This window comes from Variovorax sp. H27-G14 (assembly GCF_046156345.1).
In the GTDB taxonomy this organism is placed as follows: Bacteria; Pseudomonadota; Gammaproteobacteria; order Burkholderiales; family Burkholderiaceae_C; genus Variovorax.
The window spans coordinates 20,948-39,639 of record NZ_JAYLVN010000015.1 but is presented as its reverse complement, the minus strand read 5'-3'; the positions used below and the strand labels follow the sequence as shown (position 1 = coordinate 39,639).

Below are 18,692 nucleotides of genomic sequence, written 5' to 3'. Positions count from 1 at the left end.
CCGTTCGATGGATGAAAAGGGGCCGTGCGCGGGCTCACTGCACGCATTCCGGGTGCCGCGTCGTCACCTGGTAGCAGCCCGAGTGAAAGACCAGCGGCTCGCCATCGATGCGGTCGTAGCGCTCCACTTCGCCGATGAAGATCAGGTGGTCACCGCCGTCGTACTGCTTCAGGTTGCGGCAGACGAAGCGCGCGATGGCGCCGTTCAACAGCGGCACGCCGGCCGTGCCGTCGCAGCAGTCCACGCCGCCGAACTTGTCGGCCTGCGGCGTCGCGAACTGGCGCGACAGCTGGTGCTGGTGCGCCGCCAGCACGTTGATCGCGAAGTGGCTCGCACCGGTGAAGTCCGCCACGCTCTGCGCCTGGCGCGCCAGGCTCCACAGCACCAGCGGCGGATCGAGTGACACCGACGCGAACGAATTGGCCGTCATGCCCACGCGCCGCCCATCGGGCGCGCGCGTGGTGATGACCGCAACGCCGGTGCTGAACCGGCCCAGCGCCTTGCGGAAATCCTGCCGATCGAACCCGTCGACGCGATCGGGCGCGGCAATGGTCGTACTGCGTGTCATGCGGCCTCGGCCCAGGTCTCGATGTAGCGATCGGCCTCCGCCGGGTCGGCGAACCACGGGAAGAAGGTGCGCGGGTCGTCGAAGCCGTTGGCAATGGCGCTGGCCAGCGGTGGCACCGCGCCCGCCGTGCCAAGCAGCTTCAGCACGTGCGGCGGTGGCGGCGTGAGCAGCATGTTGGTCCACTGCGTGACCCATTGCGAATAGCCGAACCAGTAGCGGTCGAAGGTCTGCTGCATCCATGCGGCATCGCCCGCGCCCTCGCCGCGCGCAACGATGCTCTTCAGGTACACGTCGGCGCACTTGGCCGCGTTGTTGGAGCCCTGGCCGGTGATCGGGTCGTTGAGCACCACCACGTCCGCCAGCCCGAGCACCTTGCGGCCCGAAGGCAGCGTGGCCACCGGCTTGCGCACCGTCGGTGCGAAGCGACCCGCGAGCGTGCCGTTGTCGTCCGTCAGTTCGATGTCGCGGCAGCGCTCGGCCTCCCAGGGCACGAAGGTGTCGAGCACCCACTTGCTGCGCGCCAGATGTTCCTGCGGCGTCTTCACGTCGGCCCAGCAGTCCATGGGGCCGCCGGGCACGCCTTCGAACACCATGATCTCGCAGGGCCCCGAGGTGGTCAGCGCCGGAAAAACAAAGTACTCGCCCACGCCGGGAATCAGATTGAAGCTCACGCGCGAGAACGGCTCGGCGGGCCGCATGCCCTTCACGTACGTGAGCGCAAGCGCGCGCTGCGGCGCGTCGAAGCGCGACTTGTGCGCGTCGCGGGCAAAGAGCTTGGAAATTTCGCCCTTGCCGCTTGCCACCAGCGTGAGGTCGTGGCTGCGGGTGCAGGCCTCCAGCTCGTCGATGCCCGCGTCCTTGAACACCAGCTCGCCGCCCTGGCGCTCGAACTGGGCCATCCACGCCGGGATCTTCACGCGCTGGTCGACCGACTGCGCGCTCGAATGCAGCCGCGCCGCCCAGTCGATGGCCTTGGCACCCTGCTGCTCCGGGTGCGGCACGGTCAGGCCGATGCCGTCCACCGTGGGGCATTGCTTTGCCCAGTGGTCCAGCCCCAGGTCGCGCTCGATCTGCAGCGCGGTGTGAAACATGCACTGGCTCGACATCACCTTGCCCTGCCCGATGTCCTGCGCCGATCGGTTGCTGAACATCGTGACCTCATAGCCCGCGCCCAGCAGGCCGAGCCCCAGTTGCAGGCCCGACTGGCCCGCGCCGACGATAGCGATTCGTTTCATGGCATTGCTCCTGTTAATGGTCCATCAGCTTGGCAATGGCCGCCACGGCCTGCTCGGGGCCCATGGCCGAGTAGCCGCCGTCCACCGCGTAGTCGGCGCCGGTGACAAAGCTCGCGTGGTCGGAGCACAAAAACAGCACCACCTGCGCCACCTCGTCCGGGTCGCCCACGCGCCCGAGCATGTGAAAGGGCGCGGCCACGCGGTCGGTCTTGGCGCGGTCGCCGCCGCTGAGCTTGTTCATCACGGCCGACCAGGTCCAGCCCGGCGACACGCTGTTCACACGGATGCGATCGGGTGCCAGGTCCATCGCCATGTTGCGTGTGAGCTGCGCCATGGCGGCCTTGCTGACCGGGTACAGCCAGCGACCCGTCTGCGCCACGCGCGACGAGATGCTCGTGAAATTGACCACCGCGCCACCGCCCGCGGCCACCATGTGCGGATGCACCGCCTGCAGCATGGCCACGGCGCTGGCCACGTTCACGTTGAACGAGGTGAGCCAGTCGGCACGCGGAGACTTGAAGCCGTCGTCCACGTAAGAGCAGGCCAGGTTCACCAGAAAGTGCACCCCGCCGTGGTGTTGCACCGCCTGCGCCACGCAGGCCTTCACCTGCGCGTCGTCGGTGATGTCGGTGCGCACGAAGCGCACGCCGGCGCCAAGCGCATCGGCCAGCGGCTGGCCGTTGGCTTCGTCGATGTCGGCAACGACAACCTTCACGCCGGCGGCGTGCAAGGCGCGCACCACGCCGGTGCCGATCAATGTGGCGCCGCCGGTGACGATGGCGCTCCGGCCTTCGAGTCCCTTGAACATGAGCGTGGCTCTCCTGGGTAGATGGGGTGGTAGGGGTCGTGCAGCAGGCCGTGTGGGCCTGTGGGGCGTACGTTAGGCGTGCACCTGCCGCCGTTGCATCCCGCAAGCGCAGGCGATGTCCCTGGCGCGCAGGTTTTTTTGCCGAGGGGCGATCCGAATTGTGGGCGGGGATGGTTTTTGCTACGGTGCCCCTGACCCACCGTCCCCCCATGGAAACCGCCACCAAAGCCCCAGGGCTGCCCTTGCAGCGCTATCGCCTGTTCGAAAGCCACGACATGGACGAGGCGCGCGAAAGCGTGGCCCGCGTGTTCTGCCCGCATGGCCTCACGCTGCTGCGCCCGCGCGCCGAGCTGGATGCCTGCCACCACAGCGCGCGGCTGCACCGCGACGTGAGCCTCAACTACGTGCAGTACGGGGCGGGCGTGCAGATCGACCCGGGCTACCTGCAGGACTTCTTCCTGCTGCAGATTCCGTTGCGCGGCGGTGCCAGCATCCGCTGTGGCAGCCAGCAGATCGACGCCACGCCCCGGCTGGCCTCGCTGCCCTCCCCCACCGAGCCGCTGTCGATGCGCTGGGCCGACGACAGCCCGCACCTCATCGTGCGGCTCGCACGTGGGGCCGTGCTCTCGCGGCTCGAAGCGCTGCTGCAGGCGCCCGTGAAGCAGGCGCTGGTGTTCGAGCTGGGCGTGCCGCTGGACAACCCCGCGCTTGCGCCGCTGGTGCACTTCATCGATTACCTGCGGCTCACGCTCGACACGGGCAATGCGCTGCAGGCCGGCGGGCGACTGGCGGAACATGCCGAGGAGTACCTCATGTCGAGCCTGCTGATGTCGGCGGGCCACAACCATTCGCGTGCACTGGCGGGCGACACGCAGCGCCAGCTGCTGCCGCGCGTGGTGCGCAAGGCGCAGGAGTACATGGCGGCGCATGCCGCGCAGCCGCTGTCGCTGGCCGACGTGTGCAGCGCTGTCGGTTGCAGCGCCCGTGCGCTGCAGCTGGCCTTTCGCGAGCACGCGGGCCAGGGGCCGATGGAGTTCCTGCGCGAGCTGCGGCTCGACCGCGTGCGCGAAGAATTGCGGGCATCTGCGCGCGTGCCGGGCACGGGGGTGCGCGAGGTGGCGCAGAAGTACGGCTTTCTGCACCTGGGGCATTTCGCGGCGCAGTACCGCGCGCGCTTCGGCGAACGGCCGTCGGAGACGCGGGAGCGGCGGCTGCAAGGCTGAGCGGTCGTCCGAGGGTTGCACGCGAATGGCATGCGAATGGGCATGCAAGAAGCATTGGCCCGTCCGCCTACATGCATCGCCGCGCGCCGATGACCCCACACCGCAGTCGCCTCTGTAAGCTAGGCTTCAATCCAGTCCTGTACCCCCCGCAACCCGAAACCGAGGAGCACATCCATGCCAGCCAATGCGAAAGTCACCGGAGACGTCGAATACCGAGCCGGTGACGGCCCCCTGATCCTGATTCCCCAGGGCCCGATCGAGGTGCTGCTCGCACCCGACAGCGCCGTGCTGAGCTGGGGCGATGCCGGCAACACACAGACGACGGCCATTCCCCTGTCCGAATACCAGCGCTACCTTGGCGAGGGCGTCATCCAGCCCGATTGACACGCACCCTGCGCGCGTGCACGCGTCGCCCATAAAAAAACGGCCCTTTCGGGCCGTTTTTTTATGGGTGCATGCGCGGCCACCAGGGCCGCAGCGCATCACTTACTTCTTGGCAGCGGCCTTCTTGGCGGGTGCAGCCTTCTTGGCAGGCACGGCCTTCTTGGCTGCCGGCTTGGCTGCGGGCTTTGCAGCGGCCTTGACTGCCGGCTTTGCGGAAGCCTTGGCAGCCGGCTTGGCGGCGACAGCCTTGTCGGCCTTGCGCTTGGCAGCCTTCGGGTCCACGGCAGCCTTGAAGGCAGCGCCCGGCACGAACTTCGGCACCTTCTGTGCGGCGATCTTGATCTTGGTACCAGCGCTGGGGTTGAAGCCCGAGCGAGCGGCACGAGCGACTTGCTTGAAAGTGCCGAAGCCGACGATCTGCACAGCGTCGTCCTTCTTCACCGCGGCAACGATGGCGCCGGTGATGGTTTCCAGGATGCGCGCGGCTTCTGCCTTGCTCACGTTGTGGGTGGTTGCGATTTTTTCGACGAGTTCGATGCGGTTCAACTGAGTTCCTAATAGGTTTAATTTCGCCATGTTGCCTATGGCGGCGCAGCACGAATACAAGCTGCAAGCGGGGCGGAGTTTATTCGACTGTGAGAAGGCCTATGTAACGCGGCCACTTAAAGTGGTTGCGAAGGGGCTGCGATCGTGTGTCTTGCGGGGGGTGCGCAACACGTGAGGAGGTGGTTTTTGCCTCTCCACAGCGGCGAATTTTGCCGTGCATGCCCTGCTCTTTTTCGGCACAACTCTGCTCGGCAAAAAGCTGACTTAAGAGAAACATCAAAGTTGGTACGCGAGTCGAGGCTTCATCCGGACAGCATGCAACGCAAGCCACTGCTAATGCGCGATTTGCCGAGCTGGCGGGCAAAGGAAAGGCTGAGAAAAAGAGGTGCGGCAGATCTTTGCAAGCACCGACAGCAGATGCCAGAAAGACAAAAGGGCTAGCAGACGAATCTGCTAACCCTTGTCATGACTGGCGGAGTGGACGGGACTCGAACCCGCGACCCCCGGCGTGACAGGCCGGTATTCTAACCAACTGAACTACCACTCCTGGTAGATCAACGTTCACTCCTTGCGGAGCCGAGTGTTGACAACTCGTGCCGGCTTCACTTGCATGAAACTGGCGACCCTACGGGGATTCGAACCCCGGTAGCCACCGTGAAAGGGTGGTGTCCTAGGCCTCTAGACGATAGGGTCAAAACCTTAGGAACCGTGCTGCGATCAGCACTTGTTTTCTCTTTTCTCGACACTTAATGGTGGAGGTAAACGGGATCGAACCGATGACCTCTTGCATGCCATGCAAGCGCTCTCCCAGCTGAGCTATACCCCCTGTGGGTGTCGAGCCTCGAATTATAGCCCGCTTATCAGGCCTTTTTCAATCTTTCGATAACTTTTTCTTTCGAAAAGATCTCGAGGACTGAATCGAGGGACGGTGTCTGCGACGTTCCCATCACAAGCACACGTACTGGCATCGCTAACACTGGCATTTTCATGCTGTGCGCTGCGAGCACTTCCTTGATCATAGCTGCAATCGAGGCCTTATCCCAGGCAGCCGACATTAATTTTTCGGCCAATGTTGCGATTGCAGGTTTAACGGCCTCGGTGATGTGCTGTGCGCGGTCTGCTTCGCTCACCGTGATGTCTGCATAGAACGCCTCTGCCCAGTGGGCCAGAGCCACCGTGGTGTCGCAACGGTCCTTGAAGAGCGCGCAGATTGCCGGCAGGCGCTCATCGGCAACGATGCCGCGCTTTTGCAACTGCGCGGCCACCAGCGGTGCAAGCTCTTCCCCACTCCTGGCCTTGATGTACTGCGCATTCACCCAGGCAAGCTTTGCAGCGTCCCACTGCGCGGGACTCTTTGAAAGATGCGTACCGTCGAACCAGCTCACCATCTGCTCACGCGTGAAGAGTTCATCGTCGCCGTGGCTCCAGCCCAGGCGCGCGAGGTAGTTCAGCATGGCCTCGGGGAGGTAGCCGTTCTCTTCGTAGGCAGTGACGCTCACCGCGCCGCGGCGCTTGGAGAGCTTTTGCCCGTCGTCACCCAGGATGACCGGCACATGGCCGAACTGCGGGAGCGGTGCACCGAGTGCGCGAAAGATGTTGATCTGCCAGGGCGTGTTGTTGATGTGCTCGTCGCCGCGGAACACGTGCGTGATGTTCATGTCCCAGTCGTCGACCACCACCGCAAAGTTGTACGTGGGCACGCCGTCGGGCCGCAGGATGATCAGGTCGTCGATCTCGCGGTTGTTGATGGTGATGTCGCCCTTGACGAGGTCGTTCCACGTCACGTCACCTTCGGGCGGATTGCAGAAGCGCACCACCGGCGGCACGCCTTCTGGCACGGGCGGCAGCACCTTCCCCGCCTCGGGACGCCAGCGGCGGTCGTACAGGGTTTTTTCGCCGCGCGCGCGTTGCGCTTCGCGCATTTCGTCGAGCTCTGCGGGCGTGCAATAGCAGTGGTAGGCCGTGCCTGCCGCCAGCATCTGCGCAATCACTTCGCGGTAGCGCTCCAGGCGCTGCATCTGGTAGATCGGACCTTCGTTGTAGTCGAGGCCGAGCCAGTGCATCGAGGCCAGGATCTGGTCCGTCGAGTCTTGCGTGGAACGGGCCACGTCGGTGTCTTCGATCCGCAGAACGAACTCACCGCCGTAGTGGCGCGCATAAGCCCACGAATACAGCGCGGTGCGGGCCGTGCCCAAATGAAGAAAACCCGTGGGGGACGGTGCGATGCGGGTGCGTACTTTGCCGGTCATTTTTTATATAGATTTCAGGGTGCCCAGGCCACGTGCGATGTCGGCCTTGATGTCTTCGACGTGCTCCAGCCCGACCGCGAGGCGAATCAGCCCCTGGCCGATGCCGGCCGCCTGGCGCTGTGCTTCGCTCAGCCGTCCGTGCGAGGTGGTGCCGGGGTGCGTGATGATGGTCTTCACGTCGCCCAGGTTGGTGGCCACGCTCACCACGCGCGTGCTGTTGATCACATGGAACGCGTTGGCGCGCGCGGTTTCAGGTGTGTCGCCGACCACGTCGAACGACACCACCGCCCCGCCCTGCCCCGACTGCTGCTGCATCGCAAGCTCGTGCTGCGGGTGCGACGCCAGGCCGGGGTAGTGCACGCGCGCGATGCCGGGCTGCTTTTCGAGCCACTGCGCCACTTCGAGCGCATTGGCGCAGTGCGCCTTCATGCGCACGCCAAGGGTTTCGATGCCCTTCAGCACGACCCACGCATTGAACGGCGCCAGCGCCATGCCGGCGGTGCGCACCACGGGGCCGAACACGTCGACGATGAGCTTCGAAGGCCCGCAGATGGCGCCCGCCATCACGCGGCCCTGGCCGTCCAGATGCTTGGTGCCCGAATGAATGACAAGGTCGGCGCCCAGTGCCGCCGGACGCTGAAGGATCGGCGTGCAGAAGCAGTTGTCGACCGCCAGCAGCGCGCCCGCGGCGTGCGCCACGTCGGCCAGCGCGCGGATGTCGCAGACCTCCGTGAGCGGGTTGGTCGGCGTCTCCGCGAACAGCAGCCTGGTGGTCGGCTTGACGGCGGCGCGCCATTCGGCCACGTCGGTCTGCGACACGAAGGTGGTCTCCACACCGAACTTGGCGAACTCCTTGCCGAACAGGTTCAGCGTGGAGCCGAACACCGAGCGCGAGCAGATCACGTGGTCACCCGCCTTCAGCAGGCCCATGCACATCATGAGGATGGCGCCCATGCCGGTCGACGCGGCAATGGCCGCCTCGGTGCCTTCGAGCGCGGCAATGCGTTGCTCGAAGCTCGTCACGGTCGGGTTCGACGTGCGCGCATAAGTGAAGCCGGGCTCGGTGCCCGCAAAGCGGCGCATCGAGGTTTCGGCGTCGGGCTGCACGAAGCCGCTGGTCAGGAACAGCGCGTCGGAGTGCTCGCCGTACTGGCTCGGCGCAAGGCCGGTGCGCAGCGCGAGTGTTTCAGGGTGCAGACCGGGTGGCAGGGTGCGTTCGTCGCTCACAGGCGTTGCCTCGTCGTGCGTATTCAAATCGGGTTGGGCAGCGCGAGGCGCGAAGAATCTTCTTCGGTCTCTTCGATGCGGGGGCGGTTGCCGTTCATGCGCGAGATGGCTTCGGAATCGATGTCGCCCGTCACGTACACGCCGTCGAAGCATGAAGCATCGAAACCGCTGAGCTTGGGGTTGAGCGAGCCGATGGCGCGCTTCATGGCGTCGACGTCCTGATAAATCAGCGCGTCGCAACCGATGAGCTGGCGAATTTCTTCCACGGTGCGGTCGTGCGCCACCAGTTCGCCCTTGGTCGGCATGTCGATGCCGTAGACGTTGGGGTAGCGCACCGGCGGCGCGGCGCTGGCCAGGTACACCTTGCGGGCACCGGCGTCGCGCGCCATCTGCACGATTTCCTGGCTGGTGGTGCCGCGCACGATCGAGTCGTCGACCAGCAGCACGTTGCGGCCCTTGAACTCGCTGGCAATGGCGTTGAGTTTCTGGCGCACAGACTTCTTGCGCACGCCCTGCCCCGGCATGATGAAGGTGCGCCCGACGTAGCGGTTCTTCACGAAGCCTTCGCGGTACGGCACACCCAGCAGGTGCGCGAGTTGCGTGGCGCTCGGGCGGCTCGACTCGGGGATGGGGATGATCACGTCGATCTGGTTCGGCGGCACGGTCGAAACCACGCGCTTGGCCAGCGTTTCGCCGAGGTTCAGGCGCGCTTGGTAGACCGAGATGCCGTCGAGCACCGAGTCCGGCCGCGCGAGGTACACGAACTCGAAGATGCAGGGGTTCAGGCTGGGCGATTCGGCGCACTGCATCGAATGCACTTTGCCCTGCAGGTCGACGAACACGGCTTCACCAGGGTCGATGTTGCGCTCGAACACATGGCCCGAGCCTTCGAGCGCCACCGACTCGCTGGCGATCATCACGGTGCCGTCGGCCGGGTTGCGGCCCATGCACAGCGGGCGAATGCCGTACGGATCGCGAAAGGCCAGCAGGCCGTGGCCCGCAATGAGCGACACCACGGCATAAGAGCCGCGCAGGCGCTTGTGCATGTTCTTGACCGACGCGAAGACCTCGGCCGGGTGCAGCGGCACGCCGCGCGACGAGCGCTCCAGTTCGTGCGCCAGCACGTTGAGCAGCACTTCGGAGTCGCTCTCGGTGTTGGTGTGGCGGTGGTCGGTGGACGACAGCTCGTCGCGCAACGCATGCGCGTTGGTGAGGTTGCCGTTGTGCACCAGCACGATGCCGAAGGGCGCGTTCACGTAGAAGGGCTGCGCCTCTTCTTCGCTGTACGCATTGCCGGCGGTCGGGTAGCGCACCTGGCCCAGGCCCACGTTGCCGGGCAGCGCGCGCATGTTGCGCGTGCGGAACACGTCGCGCACCATGCCCTTGGCCTTGTGCATGAAGAACTTGCGCTCGAGCAAGGTGACGATGCCAGCCGCATCCTGGCCGCGATGCTGCAAAAGCAGCAGTGCGTCATAAAGCAGTTGGTTGACGGGTGCGTTGCTGACAACGCCGACGATTCCACACATGAACGATTCCTCTCAGGGCAGGTAGCTTGCCAACTTTTCGGGCAGCGCGGGTTTCAGGCCCTGCAATGCCGCATCGAGAACAATGGCGCTGCGCGATTCATGCCACCAGGCACTGTCGCTCAACACCAGCAAATGAACAACGACGGCCAGCACGAGCAGGGCTACTGCACCCCGCGCCGCGCCAAACGCCGCTCCCAAAATTCGGTCCACGGGCCGCAGACCCACGACCGTGATCAACTTGCGCGTCAGCGAGGCCACCAGGCCCACGCCGAACGCCACCGCCACGAACACCAGCACAAAGGCCAGGGGGTAACGCCATGCCGCCTGCGGATCGCCGAACGGCAGCCATGCGGCCACACCGGCCGCCAGCCACTGAGCGGCGATGAAGGCGGCCACCCAGCCAATCAGCGAAATCACTTCGAACACCAGGCCACGCATCAGGCCGAAGAGCATCGACACCCCGATGAGCGCGACGGCAATCCAGTCGAGCATGGCCACGGCGTGAGGCGGTGACGCTTACAACGTGAGGATCGCTGCCGCCAAAGACAAGCCTTTGACCTTCTCCGCGGCGCGGTCGGCTTCGGCACGCGAGCTGAACGGGCCGACACGCACACGCGTGCGCTCACCGTCGGCCGTCTTGGCCACGCTCACATAGGTCTTCAGGCCGGCCCGCTCGAGCTTCTGGCGCACTTCGCGCGCCTTGTCCGCATCGCCGAACGCGCCGACCTGCACCACGAAGCGGCCAGCGGCTTCGTCAGCGGGCTTGGGCGCGGTGGCGGAGGCGGTCTTGCCTTCGAGCAGCGCACGGGCGCGCGCGCCATCGTCGGCAGCGGCGGCCGGCTTGGGTTCAGGCTTCGGCTTTGGTTCAGGCTTGGGTTCGGGCTTCGGCTTGGGCTCTGGCTTGGGTTCCGGCTTGTGCTCGGGTTTCGGCTCGGGTTTCGGCTCGGGTTTTGGCTCTGGCTTTGCTTCCGGCTTGGGTTCGGGCTTGCGTTCCACCGGCGCGGCCGGGGGCGGCATGGTGGTGGCCGGCTTGCCGGAATCGATCACGGTGCCATCGGCGGTCTCGGTAATCATGCCGCCGGCCGAGGCCACGCGCGAGGCGTTGTCGGGCGCGGCGGGCGCCGTACTCGATGTGCTGGACGTGGGTGCAGGCGTGGCGGGCACGGGCAGTGGCTTGACCTTGTTGCGGTCGGGAATCTCGATGGGAATGTCGACCGACACGGGGCGCGGCTGCGTGTCGAACAGCAGCGGAAAACCGATCACGCCCAGCAGCACCAGCACCGCGGCGCCAAGCAGCCGGTGGCGCGCACGGCGACGCATGGTTTCGACACTTTCCGCGGGCACTGCAGCCGGTGCGCTGCGTCCTTCGTTGCCTTGTGGGCCGCGCGTGCGGAACTTGAAAAACGCCATGAAGTTCGATCCCTGAAGGAGTGCAGCGAGGTGGTGCCCGAGGGGCCGGATGGGTGTGGGGACAGCCCGACGATCAGCCGCCTGGCAGCAGGTGTTTGGCTTGCAGCCGGGGGGTGCCGTTTTCGAGCACGCCACCCACGGTGAAGAACGATCCGAAGACGACGATTCTATCAGCGGGGTCCGCGTGCTCGATGGCTGCGCGCAACGCGTCCATCGGGCCTGCATGCACGCTGCCCGAGGCGTCGGCGCGCGTGTTCTGGGCCTGCCACGCGGCCAGCAAATCGGCCCCCTTGGCCGCGCGCGGCGTGGGCAGATCGGTGAAGTACCAGCGGTCGATCATCGGCCCGATGCGCGCCAGAATCGGCGCAAGGTCTTTGTCCGCCATCACGCCGAACACGCCGTGCGTGGTGGGAAAGAAGCCCATCGCGTCAAGGTTCTCCGCCAGCGCGGCCACTGCATGCGCGTTGTGCGCCACGTCGAGCACCAGCGCAGGCTCGCCCGGCACGATCTGAAAGCGCCCCGGCAGCTCGACCATGGCCAGCCCGTTGCGCACGGCCTGCGCCGTGATCGGCAGCAGCGGGCGCACCGCCTCTAGCGCGGCAAGCACGCCCGCGGCGTTGATGAGCTGGTTGGCGCCGCGCAGCGCCGGGTACGCCAGCCCGCTGTAGCGCCGGCCCCGGCCCGACCAGCCCCACTGCTGCTTGTCGCCGGAAACATTGAAGTCTTGCCCGAAGCGCCACAGGTCGGCGCCGATGGCGGTGGCATGGTCGATCACGCTCTGCGGCGGCACCGGGTCGCTCACGATGGCGGGCTTGCCGGGGCGCAGGATGCCGGCCTTCTCGAAGCCGATGCGCTCGCGGTCGGGGCCGAGGTAGTCCATGTGGTCCAGGTCGATGCTGGTGATGACCGCGCAGTCGGCGTCGATGATGTTCACCGCGTCGAGCCGCCCGCCCAGGCCCACTTCGAGGATCGCCACATCGGGCTTTTCCTCGATCATGCAGTGCAGGATGCCGAGCGTCGTGAATTCGAAGTAGGTGAGGTTCAGTTCGCCGCGCGCCTGCTCCACCACTTCGAAACTTGCTATCAGTTTGGAAGCATCTACCGCTTCGCCCTTGAGCCGCAGCCGCTCCTCGAAGCGCACCAGATGGGGCGACGTGAACACCGCCGTGCGGTAGCCCGCGTGCGTCAGGATCGACTCGAGCATCGCGCAGGTCGAGCCTTTGCCGTTGGTGCCCGCCACCGTGATCACGGGGCAGTCGAAGCGCAGGCCGAGGCGCTGCGCCATCTCTTTGGCGCGCTCCAGCCCGAGCTCGATGTTCTTGGGATGGAGTTGCTCGGCGCGCGCGAGCCAGTCGTTAAGGGTTTCCATGGAGGCCGGCATTGTCGCCGACCCGCCGGCCGGGGCATCATCGTGGCCATGACAACCCTCTACGGCATCCCGAACTGCGACACCGTCAAGCGCGCCCGCACCTGGCTCGACGACCATGGCGTCGCCTACACCTTCCACGATTTCAAGAAGCAGGGCGTGCCCGAGGCCGAGCTCGACCAGTGGCTGACAAAGCCCGGCTGGGAGGCGCTGGTCAACCGCAAGGGCACCACCTGGCGCAAGCTGGACGAAGCCACCCGCGCGGGCGTGGTCGACGCCGCCTCCGCCCGCCCGGTGCTGCTGGCCAACCCCAGCCTGATCAAGCGGCCGGTGGTCGACTGGGGTCCGAAGAAAGCTGTAACCACCGGCTTCGACGCGCAAGCCTGGGCTGTCAACGGCGTGTAAACGCTGGAACCCGCCTCCCACACGGGCGTCCAACCCCCCTCTGCAGGAGAGATACACCATGAACAAACTCGCTTTTCGCACCCTCGCCGGCCTTTCCGTGGCCGGCGCCCTGGCAGCAGGCACCGGCCTCGTGCACGCCCAGCAACAAGGCCAGGTGGTCCAGGCCCGGGTCGTCTCGGCCACCCCGGTCCGCGAAACGACCGGTAGCGACGTCAGCTACAACGTTACCTACGAATACAACGGGCAGCGCTACACCACCCGCATGAACAGCCGGCCCGGTGCCACCATCCCCATTCAGGCCAGCGGCTACGGCGTGACGACCTCCGCGGTGTCGCCGCAATCGCAGGTACAGACCTACCCGGTCGAGGCCAACGGCGGCGGGTACGCGCAGCAGTCCGGCGGCTCGCCGTGGGACAACGTGGTGCCAGAGCCCGGCATGGTGGTCGGCGCGGGCGGCCCCGCCCCTGTGTATGCGCAGCCAGCGCCGGTCTATGCGCCCGCCCCGGTGTACGTCGATCCGGGGTACGGCTATGGCTATGGCTACCCGTACGCCTACGCGCCGGTCGGCATTTCGCTGAACCTGGGCTACTCGCGCGGTTGGGGCGGCGGCGGCTACTACCGCGGTGGCGGTTACCGCGGCTACGGTGGATTCCGCGGCGGCTGGCACCGCTGAGCGGGCGGGGCCTGTCGAGCCCCTAAAATCGAGGACTTTTCCAACCCTTGACGGGTGCGCCGCCGGTGCGGTGCGTCCTCGATTTGCCGACCGCCATGGCGCCGGCGCCACCCAATGACGACGACTACCGACACAATCAACAGCGCCGCAGTGGCCACCAAGGCCAACGTGTACTTCGACGGCAAGTGCGTGAGCCACAACCTCACGCTGGCGGACGGCACCAAGAAATCGGTCGGCGTGATCCTGCCGTCCACCCTCACTTTCAACACCGGCGCCCCCGAAGTCATGGAAGGCGCGGGCGGCAGCTGTGAATACCTGCTCGCGGGCACCACCGAATGGCTCGCTTCCGGCCCCGGCCAGAAGTTCAGCATTCCGGGCAACTCCAGCTTTCAGATCCGCGTGAGCGGCGAGCCGTACAGCTACATCTGCCACTTCGGCTGAACCGCGAACCCGCGAACCGGAAACACCTGACATGTCGACCATTCTCCAAAACGTTCCCGCCGGCCAGAAGGTCGGCATCGCCTTTTCGGGCGGCCTGGACACCAGCGCTGCCCTGCACTGGATGCGCAACAAGGGCGCCATTCCGTACGCCTACACCGCCAACCTAGGCCAGCCCGACGAGCCCGACTACGACGAGATCCCGCGCAAGGCGATGCTCTACGGCGCCGAGAACGCCCGCCTGATCGACTGCCGCGTGCAGCTGGCCAACGAAGGCATCGCCGCCCTGCAGGCCGGCGCCTTCCACGTGACCACCGCCGGCGTGACCTACTTCAACACCACGCCGCTGGGCCGTGCGGTGACGGGCACCATGCTGGTGTCGGCCATGAAGGAAGACGACGTCCACATCTGGGGCGACGGCAGCACCTACAAGGGCAACGACATCGAGCGCTTCTACCGCTACGGCCTGCTGACCAACCCCAACCTGAAGATCTACAAGCCCTGGCTCGACCAGGTCTTCATCGACGAGCTGGGCGGGCGCAAGGAAATGTCGGAGTTCATGCAGAAGGCCGGCTTCGCCTACAAGATGTCTTCGGAGAAGGCCTACTCGACCGACTCCAACATGCTTGGCGCCACGCACGAGGCCAAAGACCTCGAGCACCTGAACAGCGGCATCCAGATCGTGCAGCCCATCATGGGCGTGGCCTTCTGGAAGGACGAAGTCGAAGTGAAGCGCGAAACCGTGTCGGTGCGCTTCGAAGAAGGCGTTCCGGTGGCGCTGAACGGCGTGCGCTATTCGAACCTGGTCGAGCTGATCCTCGAAGCCAACCGCATCGGCGGGCGCCACGGCCTGGGCATGAGCGACCAGATCGAAAACCGCATCATCGAAGCCAAGAGCCGCGGCATCTACGAAGCCCCCGGCCTGGCGCTGCTGTTCATTGCCTACGAGCGCCTGGTCACCGGCATCCACAACGAAGACACCATCGAGCAGTACCGCGACAACGGCCGCCGCCTGGGCCGCCTGCTGTACCAGGGCCGTTGGTTCGACCCGCAGGCCATCATGCTGCGCGAAACGGCGCAGCGCTGGGTGGCACGCGCCATCACCGGCGAAGTGACCGTGGAACTGCGCCGCGGCAACGACTACTCGATCATGAACACCGAGTCGGCCAACCTCACGTACAAGCCCGAGCGCCTGAGCATGGAAAAGGTCGAAGGCGCGTTCACGCCGCTGGACCGCATCGGCCAGCTCACCATGCGCAACCTGGACATCGTCGACACGCGCGAGAAGCTGGCGATCTACACCCGGGTCGGCCTGCTGTCGTCGAGCGAAGGCGCTTCGCTGCCCAAGCTGGCCAACGACGGCGACGCGAGCTGATCGGCTGAACGCCTGCTGGCCCCTGCGGAGCAGAAACGACAACGGGCCCCTCGGGGCCCGTTTTGCTTTTGGGGGTTGCCTGGGCGTCAGTCGCCGCCGCCTCCGCCACAGCCGCCGCCACACCCACCGCCGCTGTCGCCCGACGAGCCGCCGCCGTCGCTGGAGCCGCCATCACCGCCGCTGCTGTTCGATTCGCTGCCACCAAAGCCGTTGGCGTCGCCAGCGCTGCCGCTGTCAGAGGACGATGAATCGCCGAAGCTGGTGCCGCATTGCGCGTCCGAGCCAATGTGCCGTTCGACTGCCCGGCAGTCGGGCACGTATTGAAAACCGCCCGCCACGGCGAACTTGATGTCCAGCGCAAACAGCAGCGGCAGGCGCGCCGGGTTGCGCGGATCGATGCTCTCTTCCTTGCAGGCCCAGTACCAGGTGCGGCGCAAGCCGTCGTTGCGCTTCGGGTCGCGCCCCAGCACCTCGGCCGGACTGTGGTGCAGCATGCCGCCGAAGGCCGCATGGCACCAGTTCTGGTAGCCCTGCGTGTGCAGGATGAATTCATGCCACGCGGTGTCGACCACCTTGGAGGGCATGGCCACAAATTTGCGGTCGCTGCGCAGGTGCGCCATGAAGAACTGACGCAGCCCGCGCAGCACCAGTTCGGCGTCGCGCCGGCTCAGTTGCGGATGCGCCTCGCGCAGCTTGCCGATGAGAAACGGCGGCAGCCGCGCCTCGCGAATGAACTGGCGCCGCAGGCTGGTTGCCAGAAACTTCAGCACCGCCGAGAACAGCAGCGCCAACACGATGACCGTCACCACCAGGCCCCAGCGGTGCGAGCCCACCAACACGGCCACCAGCGCAATGACAGGCACCGCGCGCCGTGCCCACACCAGGGCGCCGATGCGGCGGCGGAAATTCAGCGGAAGAAAGTCGAGGTCCATCCGGTGGAACAAGCGAATCAGAAGACCAGCGGCTCAGACGACCACCGGCTCCGGCTCCAGCCGGATGCCGAAGCGCTCGTACACGCTGGTCTGAATGGCCTTGGCCAGGGTCATCACCTCGCCGCCCGTCACCGGGTTTTCGCGCCCGCCACGGTTCACCAGCACCAGCGCCTGGCGCTCGTACACGCCGGCATTGCCCACCGACTTGCCCTTCCAGCCGCAAGCGTCGATGAGCCAGCCGGCCGCCAGCTTGATGGTGCCGTCGTCCATCGGGTAATGAACGATCTTGGGGTCGCGCGCAATGATGTCGGCGCACTGCTCGGGCGTGACGGTCGGGTTCTTGAAAAAGCTGCCGGCATTGCCCAGCACGCGCCAGTCGGGCAGCTTGGCCCGGCGAATGGCGCAGACCCAGTCGAACACGTTCTGCGCGTCCGGCGTGAAGTTGCCGGTTTCTTCCATCTTGCGTTCCAGGTCGAGGTAGCCGACCACGGCCTTCCACGGCTTGGGCAGGCGAAAACGCACCCGGGTGATCACGGCTCGGCCGGCCAGGCCAAAGTCGTTCGGGCCGCTGCGCACGTGCTTGAACACCGAGTCGCGGTAGCCGAAGGCGCACTGCGCGGCGTCGAGCGTGAAGCTGCGGCCGGTTTCCAGGTCGAAGGCGTCCAGCGACTCGAACCGGTCCTGCAGCTCGACGCCGTAAGCGCCGATGTTCTGCACCGGCGCCCCGCCCACCGTGCCCGGAATGAGCGCCAGGTTTTCCAGGCCGGAATAGCCGTTGCGCACCATCCATTCGACGGCGTCGTGCCAGATTTCGCCGGCGCCGGCCTCCACGATCCAGGCGCGCTCGGTCTCCTCGACCAGCCGCAACCCCTTGATTTCGACCTTGAGCACCAGCTGCTTCACGTCGCCGGTGATGACGATGTTGCTGCCGCCACCCAGCACAAAGCGGGGCGCGTCGCGCCATTGCGCATCGGCGCGCAGCGCGACCAGGTCGGCTTCTTCTGCAATGCGTGTCAGATGCTGCGCACGCGCGACGATGCCGAAGCTGTTGTAGGGCTGCAGCGGGACGTTGGACTCCACGATCATGGGAGAATTGTCGCATCCAGCACCCGTGAATTCAGGAGAGAGCCATGCCGTCGTTCGATACCGTCTGCGAACCCAACTTGCCCGAAGTGAAGAACGCGGTTGAAAACACCGCCAAGGAAATCGCAACGCGCTTCGATTTCAAGGGCACCGCCGCGTCGGTCGACCTCAAGGACAAGGAAATCACCATGATCGGTGACGCCGAGTTCCAGCTTGTGCAGGTGGAAGACATCCTGCGTGCCAAGCTCACCAAGCGCAGCGTCGACGTGCGCTTTCTCGACAAGGGCGACGTTCAGAAGATGGGCGGCGACAAGGTCAAGCAGGTCATCAAGGTCAAGAGCGGCATCGAGAGCGAGCAGGCCAAGAAGATCACCCGCATCGTGAAGGACAGCAAGCTCAAGGTGCAGGCCGCCATCCAGGGCGACGCCGTGCGCATCACCGGCGCCAAGCGCGACGACCTGCAGGCCGCCATGGCCCTCATCAAGAAGGACGTGCCAGACATGCCGTTGTCCTTCAACAACTTCCGCGACTGAACGCGGTCGCATGACACCTCTTGCCGCGGCGAAGCACCTGTTGGCCGCCGCCGTCGCAGTGCATCTGCTGGCGGCCGCCGCTTTGGCGCATGCCGCCAGTTCGGTCATGCTGACAGGCACCATCGGCAGCCGCGCGATTCTGATCGTGAACGGCAACCCGCCCAAGACCGTGGCCGTCGGCGAGAGCTACCAGGGCGTGAAGCTGCTGTCGCTGCAGGCCGAGCAGGCCGTGGTCGAGCTCGAAGGCAAGCGCGTCAACCTGCGCATGGACACGCCCGTCAGCATCGGCGGCGGGGGTGACACCGGCGGCGGAGGGGGCGGCAGCCGCGTCGTGCTGACGGCCGACAGCCGCGGCCACTTCATGACGCAGGGCGCCATCAACGGCCGGCCGGTCACCTTCATGCTTGATACGGGCGCCACGTCGATCGCGCTGTCGGCCGACGACGCGCAGCGCATCGGCCTGGACTACAGCAAGGGCCAGCGCGTGATGATGAACACCGCCAACGGCGTGTCGCAGGGCTATCGGCTTCGCCTGCAATCGGTGCGCGTGGGCGACGTGGAGGTGTACGACATCGACGCCGTCGTATCGCCGCAGGCCATGCCCTTCGTGCTGCTGGGCAACAGCTTCATCAACCGCTTTTCGATGCGGCGCGACGCGGACCAGATGGTCCTGGAAAAGCGCTACTGAAAACGCGCCTGAAAGCGCGACCG

20 protein-coding genes and 3 tRNA genes are annotated in these 18,692 nt (G+C 66.0%); 8 read left to right on the top strand and 15 right to left on the bottom strand.

Features of this window, described 5'->3' with window-relative positions:
* Nucleotides 1–34: 34 nt before the first annotated feature.
* From VLK31_RS26690 to VLK31_RS26680, 3 genes are read right to left on the bottom strand one after another with little or no spacing between them, the layout of a single operon-like run.
* Complete coding sequence (locus tag VLK31_RS26690) at nt 35–568, bottom strand: flavin reductase family protein (protein WP_409171492.1); 534 nt, start codon at nt 566–568, stop codon at nt 35–37.
* Nucleotides 565–1,803 (bottom strand): styrene monooxygenase/indole monooxygenase family protein, encoded by a 1,239-nt coding sequence (locus tag VLK31_RS26685; RefSeq protein WP_409171491.1) that lies wholly within the window; start codon nt 1,801–1,803, stop codon nt 565–567. Before VLK31_RS26685 ends, VLK31_RS26690 begins: the two co-directional genes overlap by 4 nt.
* A 13-nt stretch (nt 1,804–1,816) precedes the next feature.
* Complete coding sequence (locus VLK31_RS26680; protein WP_409171490.1) at nt 1,817–2,611, bottom strand: SDR family oxidoreductase; 795 nt, start codon at nt 2,609–2,611, stop codon at nt 1,817–1,819.
* Nucleotides 2,612–2,820: 209 nt separating this feature from the next.
* Between VLK31_RS26680 and VLK31_RS26675 the strand changes: the two genes are divergently transcribed.
* The gene (locus tag VLK31_RS26675; protein ID WP_409171489.1) at nt 2,821–3,834 is read left to right on the top strand and encodes an AraC family transcriptional regulator; all 1,014 of its coding nucleotides are present in this window, start codon (nt 2,821–2,823) and stop codon (nt 3,832–3,834) included.
* 174 nt (nt 3,835–4,008) lie between these two features.
* A complete protein-coding gene (locus VLK31_RS26670) occupies nt 4,009–4,218 on the top strand; it encodes a hypothetical protein (protein WP_409171488.1) in 210 nt (69 codons plus the stop codon).
* Nucleotides 4,219–4,320: 102 nt separating this feature from the next.
* Here VLK31_RS26670 and VLK31_RS26665 read toward each other — a convergent pair whose 3' ends face one another.
* The 10 genes from VLK31_RS26665 to folC all read right to left on the bottom strand — a co-directional run bounded on the left by VLK31_RS26665 (nt 4,321) and on the right by folC (nt 12,557).
* Entirely contained in the window at nt 4,321–4,794 is a 474-nt protein-coding gene (locus VLK31_RS26665; protein WP_409171487.1) for an HU family DNA-binding protein, read from the bottom strand.
* A 440-nt stretch (nt 4,795–5,234) separates the two neighbouring features.
* A tRNA-Asp gene (locus VLK31_RS26660) sits at nt 5,235–5,311 on the bottom strand.
* 70 nt (nt 5,312–5,381) lie between these two features.
* Nucleotides 5,382–5,457: transfer RNA gene (locus VLK31_RS26655), tRNA-Glu, on the bottom strand.
* Between the two features lie 57 nt (nt 5,458–5,514).
* A tRNA-Ala gene (locus VLK31_RS26650) sits at nt 5,515–5,590 on the bottom strand.
* Nucleotides 5,591–5,624: 34 nt separating this feature from the next.
* On the bottom strand, nt 5,625–7,013 hold the full coding sequence (gene gltX / locus VLK31_RS26645) for a glutamate--tRNA ligase (RefSeq protein WP_409171486.1): 1,389 nt from the start codon (nt 7,011–7,013) through the stop codon (nt 5,625–5,627).
* A gap of 3 nt (nt 7,014–7,016) precedes the next feature.
* Nucleotides 7,017–8,240, bottom strand: coding sequence for an O-succinylhomoserine sulfhydrylase (locus tag VLK31_RS26640; RefSeq protein WP_409171485.1), 1,224 nt, complete (start codon nt 8,238–8,240; stop codon nt 7,017–7,019).
* A gap of 23 nt (nt 8,241–8,263) precedes the next feature.
* Nucleotides 8,264–9,766 (bottom strand): amidophosphoribosyltransferase, encoded by a 1,503-nt coding sequence (purF, locus tag VLK31_RS26635; protein ID WP_409171484.1) that lies wholly within the window; start codon nt 9,764–9,766, stop codon nt 8,264–8,266.
* 12 nt (nt 9,767–9,778) lie between these two features.
* On the bottom strand, nt 9,779–10,264 hold the full coding sequence (locus tag VLK31_RS26630) for a CvpA family protein (protein ID WP_409171483.1): 486 nt from the start codon (nt 10,262–10,264) through the stop codon (nt 9,779–9,781).
* Nucleotides 10,265–10,282: 18 nt separating this feature from the next.
* A complete protein-coding gene (locus VLK31_RS26625) occupies nt 10,283–11,176 on the bottom strand; it encodes an SPOR domain-containing protein (protein WP_409171482.1) in 894 nt (297 codons plus the stop codon).
* A 73-nt stretch (nt 11,177–11,249) separates the two neighbouring features.
* Complete coding sequence (folC, locus tag VLK31_RS26620) at nt 11,250–12,557, bottom strand: bifunctional tetrahydrofolate synthase/dihydrofolate synthase (protein WP_409171481.1); 1,308 nt, start codon at nt 12,555–12,557, stop codon at nt 11,250–11,252.
* 36 nt (nt 12,558–12,593) lie between these two features.
* On the opposite strand from folC, the gene VLK31_RS26615 reads away from it, so the two are divergent.
* The 4 genes from VLK31_RS26615 (at nt 12,594) to argG (ending at nt 15,433) form a co-directional block, all read left to right on the top strand.
* Nucleotides 12,594–12,947, top strand: a complete 354-nt coding sequence (locus tag VLK31_RS26615) for an ArsC family reductase (RefSeq protein ID WP_409171480.1) — start codon at nt 12,594–12,596, stop codon at nt 12,945–12,947.
* A gap of 58 nt (nt 12,948–13,005) precedes the next feature.
* On the top strand, nt 13,006–13,620 hold the full coding sequence (locus VLK31_RS26610) for a hypothetical protein (RefSeq protein ID WP_409171479.1): 615 nt from the start codon (nt 13,006–13,008) through the stop codon (nt 13,618–13,620).
* Nucleotides 13,621–13,734: 114 nt separating this feature from the next.
* Nucleotides 13,735–14,061 (top strand): pyrimidine/purine nucleoside phosphorylase, encoded by a 327-nt coding sequence (locus VLK31_RS26605; RefSeq protein WP_409171478.1) that lies wholly within the window; start codon nt 13,735–13,737, stop codon nt 14,059–14,061.
* 31 nt (nt 14,062–14,092) lie between these two features.
* On the top strand, nt 14,093–15,433 hold the full coding sequence (gene argG, locus VLK31_RS26600; RefSeq protein ID WP_409171477.1) for an argininosuccinate synthase: 1,341 nt from the start codon (nt 14,093–14,095) through the stop codon (nt 15,431–15,433).
* Nucleotides 15,434–15,519: 86 nt separating this feature from the next.
* Here the strand turns inward: argG and VLK31_RS26595 are convergent, their stop codons facing one another.
* On the bottom strand, nt 15,520–16,365 hold the full coding sequence (locus VLK31_RS26595; protein WP_409171476.1) for a glycine-rich domain-containing protein: 846 nt from the start codon (nt 16,363–16,365) through the stop codon (nt 15,520–15,522).
* Between the two features lie 33 nt (nt 16,366–16,398).
* Nucleotides 16,399–17,451 (bottom strand): UDP-N-acetylmuramate dehydrogenase, encoded by a 1,053-nt coding sequence (gene murB, locus VLK31_RS26590; RefSeq protein WP_409171475.1) that lies wholly within the window; start codon nt 17,449–17,451, stop codon nt 16,399–16,401.
* 44 nt (nt 17,452–17,495) lie between these two features.
* Between murB and VLK31_RS26585 the strand changes: the two genes are divergently transcribed.
* On the top strand, nt 17,496–17,981 hold the full coding sequence (locus tag VLK31_RS26585) for a YajQ family cyclic di-GMP-binding protein (protein ID WP_409171474.1): 486 nt from the start codon (nt 17,496–17,498) through the stop codon (nt 17,979–17,981).
* Nucleotides 17,982–17,991: 10 nt separating this feature from the next.
* Nucleotides 17,992–18,669, top strand: a complete 678-nt coding sequence (locus tag VLK31_RS26580) for a TIGR02281 family clan AA aspartic protease (protein ID WP_409171473.1) — start codon at nt 17,992–17,994, stop codon at nt 18,667–18,669.
* Nucleotides 18,670–18,692: the final 23 nt, after the last annotated feature.